The sequence below is a fragment of the Staphylococcus shinii genome, assembly GCF_017583065.1.
Taxonomy (GTDB): Bacteria; Bacillota; Bacilli; order Staphylococcales; family Staphylococcaceae; genus Staphylococcus; species Staphylococcus shinii.
In genome coordinates this window covers 99,109-116,780 of the sequence record NZ_JAGEVL010000001.1, presented here as the reverse complement: position 1 = coordinate 116,780, position 17,672 = coordinate 99,109, and the positions used below count along the sequence as shown (strand labels likewise).

General features: G+C 32.8%; 13 protein-coding genes. 4 read left to right on the top strand and 9 right to left on the bottom strand.

Annotated elements, in window-relative coordinates:
- Window positions 1-155: 155 nt before the first annotated feature.
- Complete coding sequence (locus J5E45_RS00600) at window positions 156-776, bottom strand: lysophospholipid acyltransferase family protein (protein ID WP_069792251.1); 621 nt, start codon at window positions 774-776, stop codon at window positions 156-158.
- A gap of 166 nt (window positions 777-942) precedes the next feature.
- On the opposite strand from J5E45_RS00600, the gene J5E45_RS00595 reads away from it, so the two are divergent.
- Complete coding sequence (locus J5E45_RS00595; protein WP_069792213.1) at window positions 943-2,241, top strand: S1C family serine protease; 1,299 nt, start codon at window positions 943-945, stop codon at window positions 2,239-2,241.
- Window positions 2,242-2,532: 291 nt separating this feature from the next.
- Here the strand turns inward: J5E45_RS00595 and tyrS are convergent, their stop codons facing one another.
- Window positions 2,533-3,795 (bottom strand): tyrosine--tRNA ligase, encoded by a 1,263-nt coding sequence (gene tyrS, locus J5E45_RS00590; protein WP_069792214.1) that lies wholly within the window; start codon window positions 3,793-3,795, stop codon window positions 2,533-2,535.
- Between the two features lie 386 nt (window positions 3,796-4,181).
- On the opposite strand from tyrS, the gene J5E45_RS00585 reads away from it, so the two are divergent.
- The gene (locus tag J5E45_RS00585) at window positions 4,182-5,081 is read left to right on the top strand and encodes a biosynthetic peptidoglycan transglycosylase (protein ID WP_069792215.1); all 900 of its coding nucleotides are present in this window, start codon (window positions 4,182-4,184) and stop codon (window positions 5,079-5,081) included.
- Window positions 5,082-5,298: 217 nt separating this feature from the next.
- Here the strand turns inward: J5E45_RS00585 and J5E45_RS00580 are convergent, their stop codons facing one another.
- Window positions 5,299-6,966, bottom strand: a complete 1,668-nt coding sequence (locus J5E45_RS00580; protein ID WP_069792216.1) for a formate--tetrahydrofolate ligase — start codon at window positions 6,964-6,966, stop codon at window positions 5,299-5,301.
- Window positions 6,967-7,286: 320 nt separating this feature from the next.
- On the bottom strand, window positions 7,287-8,996 hold the full coding sequence (acsA, locus tag J5E45_RS00575; RefSeq protein ID WP_069792217.1) for an acetate--CoA ligase: 1,710 nt from the start codon (window positions 8,994-8,996) through the stop codon (window positions 7,287-7,289).
- A gap of 180 nt (window positions 8,997-9,176) precedes the next feature.
- On the opposite strand from acsA, the gene J5E45_RS00570 reads away from it, so the two are divergent.
- Both J5E45_RS00570 and J5E45_RS00565 read left to right on the top strand, forming a co-directional pair.
- Window positions 9,177-9,809 (top strand): GNAT family N-acetyltransferase, encoded by a 633-nt coding sequence (locus J5E45_RS00570; protein WP_069792218.1) that lies wholly within the window; start codon window positions 9,177-9,179, stop codon window positions 9,807-9,809.
- A 13-nt stretch (window positions 9,810-9,822) separates the two neighbouring features.
- On the top strand, window positions 9,823-10,980 hold the full coding sequence (locus J5E45_RS00565) for an acetoin utilization protein AcuC (protein ID WP_069792219.1): 1,158 nt from the start codon (window positions 9,823-9,825) through the stop codon (window positions 10,978-10,980).
- A gap of 299 nt (window positions 10,981-11,279) precedes the next feature.
- Here J5E45_RS00565 and ccpA read toward each other — a convergent pair whose 3' ends face one another.
- The 5 genes from ccpA to murC all read right to left on the bottom strand — a co-directional run bounded on the left by ccpA (window position 11,280) and on the right by murC (window position 17,659).
- The gene (ccpA, locus tag J5E45_RS00560) at window positions 11,280-12,269 is read right to left on the bottom strand and encodes a catabolite control protein A (RefSeq protein WP_039067077.1); all 990 of its coding nucleotides are present in this window, start codon (window positions 12,267-12,269) and stop codon (window positions 11,280-11,282) included.
- A gap of 512 nt (window positions 12,270-12,781) precedes the next feature.
- Complete coding sequence (locus J5E45_RS00555) at window positions 12,782-13,873, bottom strand: bifunctional 3-deoxy-7-phosphoheptulonate synthase/chorismate mutase (protein ID WP_039067075.1); 1,092 nt, start codon at window positions 13,871-13,873, stop codon at window positions 12,782-12,784.
- A 405-nt stretch (window positions 13,874-14,278) separates the two neighbouring features.
- Window positions 14,279-15,700, bottom strand: a complete 1,422-nt coding sequence (locus J5E45_RS00550; RefSeq protein WP_069792220.1) for a hypothetical protein — start codon at window positions 15,698-15,700, stop codon at window positions 14,279-14,281.
- Window positions 15,701-15,780: 80 nt separating this feature from the next.
- Entirely contained in the window at window positions 15,781-16,275 is a 495-nt protein-coding gene (locus J5E45_RS00545; RefSeq protein ID WP_039067073.1) for a DUF948 domain-containing protein, read from the bottom strand.
- A gap of 70 nt (window positions 16,276-16,345) precedes the next feature.
- Window positions 16,346-17,659 carry a UDP-N-acetylmuramate--L-alanine ligase gene (gene murC, locus J5E45_RS00540; RefSeq protein ID WP_039067071.1) on the bottom strand — a complete coding sequence of 438 codons (1,314 nt, stop codon included), beginning with the start codon at window positions 17,657-17,659 and terminating at the stop codon, window positions 16,346-16,348.
- Window positions 17,660-17,672: the final 13 nt, after the last annotated feature.

The window sequence follows — 17,672 nt, the reverse complement described above, 5'->3', positions numbered from 1 at the left end:
AATTCCCAAAAAAATCACCACATGCACAATATTGTCCACGCGGTGTTTGTAAACTCTTTACTAACTGTTATTGTACAGTTATATAATAACATATGATTTAAAGATTACGTATCAAAATTAAAAAGTTTAATTATTTCAACATACTAATGTTTTAGTTAATTATTTTTTACATACTCATTTAATTCTGATTGTAATTGAATCGTTCTTTGCTCTAATTCTTTAGTTAAATACTCTAATTTTTCATTACGCTTCATGTCTTTTGGAAGATTTTTAGTTTCTATTGGTTCACCAAATCTAATAATTGCCTTTCCAGTAACTAATCCTTTTATTTCTTTAGGTCCGACATAAGCTGCAGGTAAGATTGGCGCTTGAGCCATCATCGCAATAGTAACGGCGCCTCTTTTCATTGGCGAACCTTCATCATACTTCATGCGATGTCCTGTAGGAAAAATACCCACTGTTTTATTCTCTTTTAACAGTTTTATCGGTTTTTTTAATGTACTTGGACCAGGATTATCTCTATCTACTGGAAATGCATTTAATGACGATAAAAATTTACCAAATAATTTATTATTAAATAGTTCTTTTTTAGCCATATAATGTATTTGATTTGGATAAATTGCTGTTCCTAACATAATTACTTCGTTATAACTTTCATGAGTACAAGTCACTACATACCTATGAAGTTGCGGTATATTTTCTTTTCCTTGAACTTCTAATGAATTACTCAATTTTATAATAATAAACTTCAACAAACCACTTATAAATTTATACATTTTTGCACCTACTTCATTTTGCTTATCTTTACTCATTGATTTTATCATTTAGTATGACTATGGACAAGAAGATTTATATTTCAGTCTAAAGTCGTATAGTGGTATACTAGAAAAAGTTGCACAAAACTTTCATAATAGGATATATAGTAATAACTGGAGGTAGAATATGTCAGAATTTAACAATGATCAAAATACAAACAACAACCAAAATAATCAACAAAATGCAACGCAATACACCCCAAATAAGAGAATAAGGCAAAAACCTAAATTTCCATGGTTTAGAACAGTTATAGTTGCCTTAGTCGCAGGCATCATTGGGGCCCTTATCGTATTAGGCGTCGGTAAACTTATGGAAACTACAGTTTTAAACGATAATGGCTCATCTGTTAATGAAGCATCAAATACTGGAAATGGCGGAAACACACTTGATGGAAAAAGTGATAAGTATGATTCCGTCAATCAAATGATTAATGATGTCTCCCCATCAATTGTTGGTGTCATCAATATGCAAAAAGCTCAAAACCTAGATGATTTACTAAAAGGTAAATCTTCGAAAGCGCAAGAAGCTGGTGTAGGATCAGGCGTAATTTATCAAAAAAATAATGGTTCTGCGTACATCGTTACTAATAACCATGTGATAGATGGCGCGAGCGAAATTAAAGTTCAACTCCATAATTCTAAACAAGTGGATGCGAAATTAATTGGTAAAGATGCCTTAACTGATATGGCAGTGTTAAAAATCAATGAAACTAAAGGTACAAAAGCAATCAATTTTGCTAATTCTTCTAAGGTTAAGACTGGAGATAGTGTATTTGCAATGGGTAACCCACTAGGCTTAGAATTTGCTAATTCAGTAACTTCTGGAATTATTTCCGCAAGCGAACGTACAATTGATACACAAACATCAGCTGGTGCAAACAAAGTCAATGTACTTCAAACTGATGCAGCCATTAACCCAGGTAACTCTGGTGGCGCCCTTGTTGATATCAATGGTAATTTAGTAGGTATAAACTCAATGAAGATTGCTAATGAACAAGTAGAAGGTATTGGTTTTGCTATACCAAGTAACGAAGTCAAAGTTACTATTAAGGAACTAGTAGAAAACGGTAAGATTGATCGTCCTTCTATAGGTATTGGATTACTCAATGTAAGCGAAATTCCTGATCAGTATAAAGATCAACTCAACACTTCACGTAAAGATGGCGCATATGTGGCGAAAGTTGATGGTGATAGTGGTCTAAAAGAAGGCGATATTATAACTGCTATTGATGATAAAAAAGTCAAAGAAGACACAGACATCCGCTCTTATCTTTATGAAAATAAAAAACCAGGTGATTCAGTGAAATTAACTGTAGAACGTAAAGGTAAACAACAAACAATAGATGTGAAATTGAAAGAACAAAAAACAACATCATCACAATCTTCTGATGAATCAAATGAAGAAAAAAATTCACCGTTCAATTAATCCCATCTAAGATATTTGTAAATCATTAAATATGATGTGCTTAGGACTGCACAAACCGCTCTCGATTTTGTCTCCTTTGCACATCTTTTTTATAGTTATTTTATTTATATTTACAAAGATATTACCTTCCACACAATATTCACCGTGTATCTCCTATATTAGTACAGTAAAAAATTAAATTTCGTTTTATCCAACCTTAATACAAGTTTGATATGCACTTAACACACAAATCTAACTATATTAATAAAGCAGCAATCTACTAGATTCTAATAGACTGCTGCATAAAAATTATTATTTATAATTAACCATGAAGTATTTTTTCTTACCTCGACGTATGATCGTAAACTCATCTTCAATTTTATCATCGTTTGTAAGTTCATAATTAACGTCTTGTTGTCTTACACCATTAATATAAATAGCACCATTATTCACATCTTCACGCGCTTGTCGTTTAGAAGAAGAAATGCCAGCTTCAACGATTGCTTCTACAATATTTGTAGTCTCATGGTTTAATTCTACTTGAGGTACGTCTTTAAACCCTTCTTTTAATTCCGTTGCAGAAAGTGATTGTAAGTCCCCAGCAAACAACGCTTTAGATATACGTATTGCATCGTCTAATGCACCTTGACCATGAATAAAGCGCGTTACATTTTCAGCCAATGCCTTTTGTGCTTCACGTAAATGCGGTGCCTCATTTAATGATTTTTCCAATGCTTCTATCTCTTCTTTGTCTAAGAAAGTAAAGTATTTTAGAAACTTGATTACATCATCGTCTGTCGTATTAATCCAAAATTGGTAAAATTCATATGGGCTCGTTTTGGCAGCATCTAACCAAATTGCGCCACCTTCAGTTTTACCAAACTTTTTACCATCTGACTTCACAACTAATGGAATTGTTAATCCATATGCTTCAGTTTGACCGTACATACGACGCATCAATTCAATACCGCTCGTAATGTTACCCCATTGGTCTGATCCACCAACTTGAATTTTACAATCATATGTTTTATTTAAATGACCAAAATCAATTGCTTGTAGTATCGTATAAGTAAATTCTGTAAATGAAATGCCGTGTTCTAAACGTGTTTGGATAGAATCTTTACCCAACATGTAATTTACACCAACATGTTTACCGTAATCACGTAAGAAATCAATTAAAGAAATTTGGCCTAGCCAATCTTTATTATTAACTAATTTAGCGCCTTTTTCAGTACCAAATTCAAAAATTTTATGCATTTGGTTACTGATACCTTGTACATTGAGTTCTACTTGATCTTCAGTCTGTAATTTACGTTCTTCAGACTTACCAGAAGGGTCACCTATCATACCTGTACCACCGCCGATTAATACAAGTGGTCTATGTCCCTGTTCTTGGAAACGACGCAATGTTAAAAATGGTAATAAATGTCCAATATGTAAACTATCTGCTGTTGGATCCGCACCACAATATAATGTGACTTGCTCTTTATTTAATATTTCTTCTATACCAGACTCATCAGTTTGTTGATAAATCAAGCCTCTCCATTTTAAATCTTCTAGTAATGCATTTGCCATTGTATCAGCCTCCTGTGTTAATTTATGATTTCGTTTTGAATAAAAGTTTACTTAAATATAATGGCTATCTTTTTTAAAATTAAAAAAGCGCCCCTACAAATTAATGTAAGGGCGCATGCGCACGGTACCACCATACTTAAGTCGAACAACTTTATTAATGATACGTTCATTAACTAAAACGTTTGGATTACTTTGATTAATAAGGTGTATTCACAAAATGCGTAACGTTAGTTCACAACAACCACTAACTCTCTGAAGATAACACAAGAAGTTACTTCTCCTTTATCCAAAAACGATATCGAATTGATACTAATTATAAGTAACTATAATTTAAAAGTCAATATGTTAATTTATGTTATAATATTGCATACGTAAGGAGGTTCTATATGACGCATCAAAGAGTTGATAGTCAATACCAATCGTCACGGTTTGATAAATTTGAAAACATCTATAAAAAATTAAAACATATTTTCATCGGCTTGTTTGCGATTCTAACATGTACCTCGGTGATCATATTAGCAATTACTGTTTTTTATTTTCAAAGTATCACAAAAGAAGCAATTCATATGTCTGACGATGATTTAAGACTTAAACTACTTTACATACCGGGTAGTCAAGATATAGATTACGACAATAAACATATTTTAACTGAGTATAACGAATCCATGAACACTCTAATTGTTGGCCCTAAAAATGTAAATAAAAATGTTATTAAAGCATTAACCGCTTCGGAAGATAGTTTGTTTTTTAGGCATAATGGTATTTTACCTAAAGCATTGATTCGAGCAGTTGGCCAAGACGTTTTTAATACAGAAACTGCTACTGGTGGCAGTACAATAACGCAACAACTTGTTAAGAATCAATTACTATCAAACGAAAAAACATACAATCGCAAAGCAAACGAGTTAGTCTTATCCATGAGAGCAGAAAAATTATTGACCAAAGATGAAATTATATATACATACTTAAATATTGTGCCATTTGGTCGTGATTATAACGGCTCAAACATATCCGGCATCGCTTCAGCTTCGTATAGTTTATTTGGGAAACCGACATCAGACTTAAATATTGCTGAATCAGCCTATTTAGTAGGATTATTACAAAGCCCTTATTTTTATACGCCCTACGAGGAAAATGGCACTTTAAAATCTAATGCAGAAATTCAAGTTGGACTAGACAGACAACATTATGTATTAAAGCGTATGTTAGTAGAAAGAAAAATCACAGAATACGATTACAAGCGGGCTGAAAAATTTAATATCCCTCAACACTTATTATCAAAATAAACTTTTTAATTTAAATTGCTATAGTAAAATTTAAGGGAGTAGGACTAAAATCATAGATTATCAAATGATTTTAGTCCTACTCCCTTTATAAATATTATTTTTTTGGTATTAACCACATTAAAATACATTGTTACTTAACATAAATATGAAAGTTTAATTATTTCAAATATTTATTTATGCTAAATTGCAACATACATAATATCAATTATTATTAATATTAGAATAATCCAACTGCGTGACCATCATCAGTTACATCCATGTTTAAAGCTGCTGGTTTCTTAGGTAATCCAGGCATAGTCATAATAGCACCTGTAAGTGCTACAATAAATCCTGCACCAGTTTTAGCTTCTAATTCTCGAATTGTAATTTCAAAATCTTCAGGCGCACCTATTTGTGTAGCATCGTCACTAAATGAGTATTGCGTTTTAGCCATACAAATTGGGTAATGGTCCCAACCATTTTCTTTAAATTGCTGTAATTGTTTTTGCGCTTTACTGCTAAATGTCACTTTTGAACCACCATAAATTTCTTTAACAATCGTTTCGATTTTATCTTCTAAAGGTTGTTCTAACTCATATAGATGTTTAAATGTTTGGGGCTGTTCAATAACTTCTAAAACCTCGTTAGCTAAATCAATACCGCCTTTGCCACCTTTTTCCCATACTTCAGTTAAAGCAAGACGAACTCCATTTTCTTTTGCCCATTGTTGTACAAATTCTGTTTCTGCATCTGTATCATGTACAAAGGCGTTTAATGCTACAACAGGTTCTAAGCCATATTTCCTAACATTCTTAACATGACGATCTAAGTTAACAATACCGGATTTCAAAGCTTCTACATTTTCTTCTTTTAAGTTATCTTTACCTACACCCCCGTGCATCTTAATAGCACGGATAGTTGCAACAACAACAACTGCTGAAGGTTCAAAGCCTGCTTCACGTGCCTTAATATTAATGAATTTTTCTGCACCTAAATCAGATCCAAATCCTGCTTCTGTGACAACAATATCCGCTAAATCTCTAGCGGTCTCAGTAGCTAATATTGAATTACAACCGTGTGCAATATTAGCAAATGGTCCACCGTGTACAAGTGCCGGTGTGCCTTCAATAGTTTGTACAAGGTTAGGTTTTATCGCATCTTTCAAAATCATAGCTATTGCGCCTTCAACTTTTAAGTCTGCTACTGTCACTGGTTTACGTGCACGTGTATACCCAATTGTGATATTACTAATTTTTGCTTTCAAATCATTTATATCAGTAGCTAAACAAAGGATCGCCATGATTTCAGATGCTACAGTAATATTGAAGCCATCTTCACGTGGTACACCTTGAGTCGGGCCTCCTAAACCAACAATTACATTACGTAACGCACGATCATTCATATCTAATACACGTTTCCACTCGATACGTCTTTGATCTATTTCTAGCTCATTACCCTGATGGATATGGTTATCAATAAATGCTGATAGTGCATTATTTGCTGTCGTAATCGCATGGAAATCCCCATTAAAATGTAGATTGATGTCTTCCATAGGTAGAACTTGAGCATAACCACCTCCAGTGGCGCCGCCTTTAATACCAAAGGTTGGCCCTAATGCGGGCTCACGTAATGCAACCATTACATTTTGTTTAAGCTGGTTAAATGCATCAGCTAAGCCAACTGTAACTGTTGATTTGCCTTCACCTGCTGGTGTTGGACTCATAGCCGTTACTAAGACTACTTTACCTTTACCATTTTTTTGTTGAACTTGATTAATATCAATCTTTGCTTTGTAATGACCATAAGGTTCTAGTGCATCCGCTGGGATACCAACTTTCTCTGCAATTTCCCCAATTGGTTTTAATGTAGATTGATTTGCAATATCTAAATCAGATAAATGTGTCAAATTCATTCGCCCCTTCTAAAATTAATTTTTAAATCAATAATCACTATATATTTATCATATATACTACTGACAAAAATAAATCCTTACATACATTATATTAACCAACTTAAGTTGCGTTGTCGACTTTTATAGACAGCGCTTTCATCAACTATAGTGTAATAATAAAACTTTAGTATACATAGAAACTAATTTATTTTCTCACAGAAAAAACCTTTATATCTCTTAAAGTCACAAGAGATATAAAGGTAGTTTAAGTTTAGTAGTTTGAATGTAACTTAATGTTAAATTACAATTCGTTATATTTTGAAAAAAACCTTTATTTAATCTTCCATTGTACTTAAATCGCCTTCTGGTAAATCAAGTTCCCATGCTTTAAGTACACGGCGCATAATTTTTCCTGAACGTGTTTTTGGTAACTTATCTTTAAACTCAATCTCTCTTGGTGCAGCATGCGCAGCTAATCCTTCTTTAACAAATTTACGAATTTCTTCTTTCAATTCATCTGATTCGTCATATTCAGGACGTAATGCAACGAACGCTTTAATAATCTCACCTCTAACAGGATCAGGTTTACCAATGACACCCGCTTCAGCTACTGCTTCATGTTCTACTAATTTAGACTCCACTTCAAATGGGCCAACGCGTTCTCCCGCCGTCATAATTACATCATCTACACGACCTTGGAACCAAAAATATCCATCTTCATCTTTATAAGCAGAATCACCTGATACGTACCAGTCACCAATGAAATAGGAATCGTATTTTTCAGGATTTTTCCAAATAGAAATCATCATTGATGGCCAACCTTTTTTAATCGCAAGATTGCCCATTCTATTTGGTGGTAATTCATTTCCTTGATCATCAATAATTGTTGCTTCTACACCAGGCAACGGTTTACCCATAGAACCTAATTTAACATCCATAGAAGGATAATTAACTATCATATGGCCACCAGTTTCAGTCATCCACCAAGTGTCTAATACACGTTTACCAAAGACGTCTTTAGCCCATTTGATGACTTCAGGGTTTAATGGCTCACCAACGGATAAGATACTTTTAACAGATGATAAATCAAATTTTTCAATAATGTCATCGCCTGCGCTCATTAACATTCTTAATGCTGTCGGCGCTGTATACCATATAGTTACTTTAAATTCTTCAATCATACCATACCAAGCTTCAGGTGAGAATCTGCCACCCGCAATACAGTTTGTGACACCGTTTAACCAAGGACTAAATATTCCATAAGATGTACCAGTTACCCATCCTGGATCAGCAGTACACCAATAAACATCATCGTCTTTAAAATCTAATACATATTTACCAGAGATATAATGTAATAACATGGCTTTTTGGGCATGTAATACACCTTTAGGTTGTCCTGTAGAACCCGATGTGTAATGTAAGATTAAGCCATCATCTAAGGATAACCATTCAGTATCAAATTGATCACTTGCTTGCTTAAATTCAGTATTAAAATCAACGTATGCGTTATCTACCTCATCATCTACAACGACGATTGTTTCTAAATGTGGTAATTTATCTTTTGGTATTCTAGGTAATAATGCATTTGTAGTAATTATAACTTTAGCTTCACTATTCTCTAATCTATCTCCTACAGCTTTTTCCATAAATGCTTCAAATAATGGCCCGACGATGGCACCAATTTTTAAAGTCCCAAAAAGAGCAAAATAGAGTTCCGGTGTTCTTGGCATAAATACAAAAACACGATCTCCTTTTTCGACATTAGCTTTATCTTTAAGCACGTTTGCTGCTTTATTAGCATTTGCTTTCATTTCGTTAAAAGTATAACTTTCTTTGCGTTGATCATCTTTATAATGTAAAGCAATTTTTTCCCCTTTGCCTTCATCCACATGACGGTCAATACATTCATGTGCCATATTCACATTTCCTGTCTCATACCATGAAAACGACTTTTCTACCTCTTTCCAATCAAATTGGTTATATTCTTTTTCATAGTCTTGAAGGTTAAAATCTCCACTTTCCCCTTTATATACTTCTACTTTCATTTTAAATCCCCCTCTGAATGAAATCGTCTCTTCAAAAATTATTATAACTAACATTTTCAAAATTTTCAAAATAATTAGTGTAAGCGAATTCATTTATATGTTGCTTTATTCAATTATCACTTATAATATAAATGATAAGATTGATTACAGAATACCCATGTGGTAGTTTGGAGTGAAAAAATGAAACATATTAAAACGTATCAATCTCAAACATATCAGTTAGACGAAGGACAGTTTGTCATAGAAGGGCCTATTCCATGTAGCACACTTGATCAAATGACATTTGATCAAGGTTTATCTGCATTTCGTCCGCCGAAAGATCAATTTGAAGCAGTCAAAGAAATCAGTGAATTAGAAGAAGGAAGAATATTTATATTACGTAAAGATCAACACATTGTTGGATATGTCACTTTTCATTATCCCGATCCATTAGAAAGATGGTCGAGTGGTAATTTAGAATATTTAATAGAATTAGGGGCTATTGAAATCAGTTTACCCTATAGGCATTTACATTTAGGAAGTGAATTAATTAAAATTAGTCTCTCTGCAGATGAATATGAAGACTATATTGTATTAACGACAGAATATTATTGGCACTGGGATTTAAAAAATTCTGGTCTCGATGTATATGAATATAAAAAATTAATGCAAAAACTTATGGGTTATGGGGGCCTTGAAATTTTTGCAACAGACGATCCAGAAATTACGAGTCATCCAGCAAATTGTTTGATGGCTAGAATCGGTTCAAGAATTTCTATTAACCAACTACAAGCATTTGATGACATTAGATTCATGAATCGATTTTTCTTTTAAAGGGGAGAAAAATATGAGTAATATGCAACAAACAACGGGCTATGTTTACGCTAATGAACTTTTACAATATCGCTTTAGTAATAAACATCCATTTAACCAAATGAGATTAAAATTAACGACAGAATTACTTATGGAATTAGGATATTTAAAGCAACATCACGTTATATCACCTAGAATTGCAACAGATGATGAGTTATCATTGATACACTCATACGATTATATACAAGCAATAAGGCATGCTTCTCACGGTATTTTAAATGAAACTGAGGCTAAAAAATATGGCTTAGATGGTGAAGATACACTTCAATTTAGAATGATGCATAAGCATAGTGCACGTATAGTTGGTGGTGCGTTGAACTTAGCAGACCAAATTATGAACGGTACGTTAACAAACGGTTGTCATTTAGGTGGTGGTTTACACCATAGTCTTCCTGGACGTGCAAATGGATTTTGTATTTATAATGATGTGGCCATTACAATTTCATATTTAATAAAAAAATATAATCAACGTGTGCTATGTATAGATACAGATGCTCACCATGGCGATGGCACGCAATGGAGTTTCTACACTAACGATCAATCTTTAATCTATTCCATACATGAAACAGGAAAATTTTTATTTCCAGGTTCAGGACATTATACAGAACGTGGTACTGAAAAAGGATTCGGCTATACGGTTAATATTCCGTTAGAACCTTATACAGAGGATCAATCCTTTTTAGATGTTTTTAAACAAACTATTGAACCTGTTGTAACATCATTTAAACCAGATATTATCGTAAGTGTACATGGTGTGGATGTACATTACCTTGATCCACTCACACATATGAGCTGTACATTAAATACGCTTTATGAAATACCTTATATTATCAAATCACTTGCTGATACATATACTCAAGGCAAGGTAATCATGTTTGGTGGCGGCGGCTATAATATTTGGAAAGTTGTGCCCCGTGCATGGTCACATGTATTTTTAGCTTTAATAGATGAACAGCCTCCAACGGGTGATCTTCCAGAACGATGGCTTACTAAATGGCAGCCTTATGCTACTTGTGAACTACCTGCTAATTGGAGTGATGATAAAGAGAATTATATAGAAATACCTCGAAGAAAAGAAATAAGTGAGATTAATATGAAGCATGCTCAAAAAGTGTTGAGCTGGTTTAAATAAAATTACAATTATTAAGTTGAAACGTAAAGATTTTTGGAAGTAAAATAGCCGTCAATCTATATATTAATCTGAATTGGCGGTTTTCTTTATTTCCTGGAATTTTTTAACATAACTATTGTTCGGAATAATGTATGAGTATACAGCCTCAAATCATAATATATCGCCGGCAAGTATATACAGTTTAATCGTAAGTTTTTAAATATAAAGGAGAGCTAATCCATAATGGACTAGCTCTCCTATTTTGAGAATAGATATTTATGCCCCATTCCCACGTTATAATTTCCAAATGAATATATGAATTATTTTGTAGTACCTCTATATTCAATTCTATGAGGTAAAATTACATTAGGTTCATCAATGTCTTCTTCATTCATATATTTTGTAAGTAATCTCATACCAACTGCGCCGATATCATACAACGGTTGAATTACACTAGAAAGTTGTGGCCTAACCATTTCAACAAGTCTTGTATTATTAAAGCTAACAATTTGTAAATCATTCGGTACACTTACGCCAGCATCTTGAGCGGCATGTACAAGGCCAATGGCTTGTTCATCACTGATTGATAAGATTGCGTCCGGTTCTGCAGATGCTAACGATTCAAACGCACGTAATCCATCTTTGTATGTTTCATTGCCATTAAAAATTAATTGTTCGTCTAATTCTAATTTATGTTGAACCAATACATCTTTCAATCCTACTAAAACATCTTCTTGTGCTTTTTTAGAATAATCTCCACCTACAAAGGCGAATGATTTAGCACCTTTTTCAATTAAGTGTTCTGTTATTTCTTTAGCAGCAGCTTCGAAATCGATATTAACTGATGAGATACCTTCATCTTTACCATTTGTTCCTGAAACAACTACTGGTACTGAAGATTTATTAATTAAATCTTTTATTTCTTCAGAGATTGTACCTCCTAAGAAAATGATACCGTCTACCTGTTTACTCAATAGATTATTAAAAATCTCTTTTTCTTTACTTGGATCATTATCAGAATTTGAAATAATAGAATGATATTTATACATTGTTGCGATATCTTCTAAACCGCGTGCTAATTGTGAATAATACACGTTTGAAATATCTGGAATGATTACGCCAACTGTTGTTGTACGTTTACTTGCTAATCCTCGTGCTACTGCATTTGGACGATAATTTAACTTCTTAATAACTTCATTTACTTTGTCACGTGTTTCAGGCTTAACATTTTGATTGCCATTAACAACACGAGAAACGGTTGCCATAGAAACTCTAGCTTCTCTAGCTACATCATATATTGTAACAGTCATATTTTCCTCCTTGAAAGCGATTTCTTTATTATTATAATCTGTTTTCATAACATTTTCAAAGTTTACCACATTTTTAGAAAATGTAAAATCATTTTGTTTTGATTGTTATAATGTTTTTCATTTCATAGTATTAAAAATCTGGTTTATATTATATGTTTTAAATTTCTACTATAATCTAACTAGATTAAATTAAAGATATAAAATGATATGGTTTGTAACGTTTGAAACTAAATTTTGCGTAAGGAGAATCAATCACAATGTCGCTAAAAAAGCAAAAAAGAGTGGGACAGAAACCTAATTTATTTTTAAAAAGGTTTCATCGTCCCACTCCGGCAAAAATTGCCACAGTTGATAGAGATTAAAGGTTTACATGAGCTAAAGATTTTGTACAAGAACCACTAACTCAATAAATTGAGTAGTGGGACTTTAAGTTACTGCTAATATAATGATTAAAGCCAGGACAATTAATTTGTCTTAAACTCATATTAATATCAACTCAAACTTTGCAACAATTATTTAAGTTTTTTACTATTATACATATCTGCAAGTGGTTTAATTTCATTGTAGAATTTATCGAATTCATTGAAGTCCATTTGTTGACCACTATCACTTAATGCAACAGATGGATCAGGATGTACTTCAGCCATAATGCCGTCAGCTCCAACTGCTAAGCCAGCTTTTGCTGTTGGGATCATGATATCTTTACGTCCAGTACTGTGCGTAACATCTACCATAACTGGTAAGTGTGTACCTTGTTTTAAGATTGGTACAGCAGAAATATCTAAAGTATTTCTTGTTGCTTTTTCATATGTGCGGATACCTCGTTCACATAAGATAATATTTTCATTACCTTGTGATGCGATGTATTCAGCTGCATATATAAATTCTTCAATAGTAGCTGATAAACCACGCTTTAATAATACAGGTTTGTTTGAACGGCCTGCTTCTTTAAGTAATTCAAAGTTTTGCATGTTACGTGCACCAATTTGGAATACATCTAAGTAATCATCAGCTACTTCAAAGTCAGCAGGGTTAACTATTTCACTTACGACATTTAAGCCGTATTTATCTTTAGTATTTTTAAGTATTTTTAGACCTTCAACGCCTAATCCTTGGAAATCATATGGAGATGTACGTGGTTTAAACGCCCCACCTCTAATGAATTTTTCTCCTCTAGCTTGTAAATTAGCTGCAACGGCATCAACTTGTTCTTGGGATTCTACTGAACATGGTCCAAATACAAAAGATTTGTTGCCATCTCCAATAATACCTCCATTATCAAATTGAACAATAGTATCTTCTGGTTTTAATTTTCTAGATACATATAAGTGTTTTTCATTTTCAGATTTTTGTAAATCAGTAGAGGCTTTAAAGATTTCTTTAAACAATTGTTTGATTACATTGTCATTGAATGGTCCTTCGTTCTTATCTAATAATTGATTAATCATTTCTTTTTCACGTTGAGGATCATATACAAGCGTGCCTTGTTTTCGTTTTTCCTCACCTATTTTTTGTGCTATTTTTCCTCTTTTAGATAATAGTCCTAAAATCTCTTCGTTAATCTCAGCTATCTCATCTCTGTATTCTTTTAATTTGTCTGTCATTTTATTCACCTCTATGAAAAATTTAAAAAGCGATATTTTATTCTGCTTTAAAGCGATAAAATATTTGTTAAACGTTATTCTAACAATAACTACTTATAAGTTCAAGTAGCGATTGAAAAAAATCACTTTAAAAGTGAATAACATTAATAATAACTGAATTTTCAGTTAATATCTAGGCCATTTTTACACTATTATGTGTTTTTCAATATTTCTTCCTAATATCAAACCTAATATCAAATTTTAAGATATAGATATAAAGTCTACGGTTCAATATAAAAGCAACAAGTAATAAAGCAAATATGCATGGAATTTAATTGATAAATGATCTAATCAACGTTTCATATTAAATAAACGAAAAGGATCCAAAACAAATATTATGCCTCGGACCCTTTCTTATTAATTGAATTAATCATTGAAAGTTCTTTTATCAATTTTACTTTCAGCTTTTTCTGTCTTATTCATTTGTGTTCTATTTTTAGTATACGTTTTTTTACTTGATTTGTTTTTACTTGAGTTATTTTTAGTTGAATTTGCCACTTTACTAGTCGTTTGTGATTCATCGTGATTAATAATACCATCATTTGATTCAGTCGATGCTTTTTTATCTTTTTGTGTTGTATTACTTGTACTACCTTGTGCAACTGATTGTTCACTTAAATTTCTGCTAGCATTTTCATGGACAATAATACCATCTTTAAATGATACCGTCTTGTGCGTTTGTGTAATACGTTGTTCAGCTGCTGTTGGTTTTGGAATTTCTGTAGCTGTTGCTTTTTTGTTATTTTTATCCGCACTATTATCAACTTTATCAGTAGATTCTACTGCATTCTCAATATTTGGGGTAATTAAATTCGGTACTGATTGGTGTTTAGCTTGCTTTGGCGACTCTGGAATTAGCAAGTTAGCAGTATTATCTGCAATATTTTGATTATTATTGATTGCTTGTTGTTTATTGTTAGCTGCTAATGCTAAGCCTGAAGCACTAACTGCACCAGAACTAGCTACTTCTGACTTATCGTTATCATAAGATGATGATTCAGTAGTTGCTTCTTGTGTTACTAAATTTGGCGCATTTTTAGCTGATTCTTTTGGTCTATCCTCTTCATTTATTAGTTTTGAAGTGTTTTCTGAAACCTCTGAATTATTATTTAATGCTTCTTTTTTATTTTGTGCCGCACTTGCTAAACCACCTGCAGCAATAGCACCTCCTGCAGTTGCTGCAGCTGTTTTGCCATTGATACCTTCATTTTTAGCTGAGTCAGCTGTAGAGGTTACTTCAGCATCTGTATTATCCGATGTTTCCTCTTTTATAGCGTCTTGTTGAGCACTGACTTCATCTTCAGTTGGTTCAGCATCTGGGTCAATATGTTCAGTAGATAAATCACCGGATACCACATCATCTTTATTATTTTCATTTTTTGCTTCTTGTTGTTCTTGTGCCTCAGGTGACATATTAGCTAATTCATTATCAGATGTTTCTTTTTGAATAGCAACTTTTTGAGCTGCTAATTCTTTATCTGACACTTCTGTGTTATTTTTTTGAGAATCTGCAATAGTTGATTTCAGTCCTGCTAGTTTATTTTCAGCATCTTGTTGTTCTTGTTCACTTTGTGCGACAATATTTGATTTAAATTGTTCTTTATTTTCCGGAACATTTTTATTAGAAGATCTAGATTTACTAATGGAAACTAAACCTAAAGCTGAACCAATCACAGCGCCTACGATAAATCCATACACAAATTCGTTTCTGGCACCTTTAGTAAAATATTCTGGTACTTGATAACTTTCTAAGTTTCTTTCATAATTATCTCGATTATAGTATTTCATAATTGAATGCCCCCTATAACAAATGCACTTAAATAAGTTTCAAACCTCATTTAAGTGCATTTGTTTTTTAAATATATGAATTATTTGTTATCTACACGTGTAGTATAGCTATGATTTGAATCGTTTGCTACACTGCTCGCTTTATAATTTGCACTATCTCTACGATTTCTTCTGTTTTGCCATTTATCAGCAACTTCCATTGCTACATTTGACCATTGTACAACTTGAGAAATTTTATCTTCATTTTGAGAAATGTTGTGCGTAATTGAGTTTGTAACTCGATCAACTGAACCATTTAAAGTTTGTACAGAATCACCGATACCTTTAACAGCATCAACTACTGAATTTAAACGATCTGATTTATCTTGAATATCTTCAGTTAAGCGATTTGCTTTATGAAGTAAATCTGTAGATTCACGTGTAATACCTTGAATTTGTCCTTCAACTCCATCAAGTGTTTTTGCAACGTGATCTAAATTCTTCTTAACTGAAAGTAAAACTACAACGATACCAATTACTAATATTAGAAATGCAATCGCCGCAATAATTCCAGCTATAGGTAAAATCCATTCCATTAAAAACGCCTCCTATTAATCATATGTTGTTATTTAATATAAATACCCCCATCATTTTAACATAAACATACTAAAATGACGAAGTGACACCAACTTTTTCCATATAAGCTCGTTGAATTTTTTGAATATCGCCAGCGCCCATAAATAAAATAACTGAATTACTATATTGTTCTAATATATTTACACTTTCCTCATCGATTAATTTTGCCCCGTCTATTCTTTGAATCAAGTCTTGAATAGTTAAATTACCAGTGTTTTCTCTTATAGAACCAAAAATTTCACATAAGAATGTTGTATCGGCTAAGTTTAAGCATTCTGCAAACTCATCTAAAAATGCTTGTGTTCTACTAAATGTATGAGGTTGAAATACAGCAATAACATCTTTATTAGGATATTTCTTTCTCGCTGTCTCAATTGTCGCACTAATTTCTCTAGGGTGGTGGGCATAATCATCAACTAACACTTGATTACCAATTTTTGTTTCGTTGAATCTTCTTTTCACGCCACCAAACGTTTCTAACGCAGCTTTGATATTGTCTACATTTAGGCTTTCTAGATAGCTTATTGTAATTACAGCAAGACCATTTAGAATATTATGGTCGCCAAACTGTGGTGAAAGGAATGTATCATAGTATTCGTTTTTGATGTATACGTCAAATTGAGTACCTTTTTCACTGATTTTTAGGTTATCTGCATAAACATCGTCATCTTTAGAAAAGCCATAATAGTAAACTGGTACGTCAGCTTCAATTTTTCGTAAATGCTCGTCATCACCCCATGCAATGATAGCCTTTTTCACGTTCTGCGCCATTTCTTGGAACGCATTGAATACATCATCAACGTCTTTAAAATAGTCTGGATGATCAAAATCTATATTTGTCATAATCGCGTAATCTGGATGATAACTTAAGAAATGTCTGCGGTATTCACAAGCTTCGAATGCGAAATAATCACTTGCAGGAATACCCAGACCAGTACCATCACCGATTAGAAATGAAGTCTTTTTATCACCATTCATGACATGTGATAGTAAACCTGTAGTAGATGTCTTTCCATGTGCGCCTGTAACTGCTACAGACGTATATTGGTTGATAATATGACCTAAGAAGTCATGATAGCGAATAACTTCAATTTTTAATTCATGTGCACGTACAATTTCCTCATGTGTATCAGGAAACGCATTACCTTGTACGATGACCATATCTTCTTTAATATTATCCGCATTGAAAGGTAAAATTTTGATACCATTATTTTTTAAAGCTACTTCTGTAAAAACATAATTTTGAATATCTGAACCTTGAACTTCATTTCCAAGATCACGCATGATTTGTGCTAATGAACTCATACCGGCACCTTTTATGCCAACAAAATGATAATGTGTCATAAAAACACTCCTT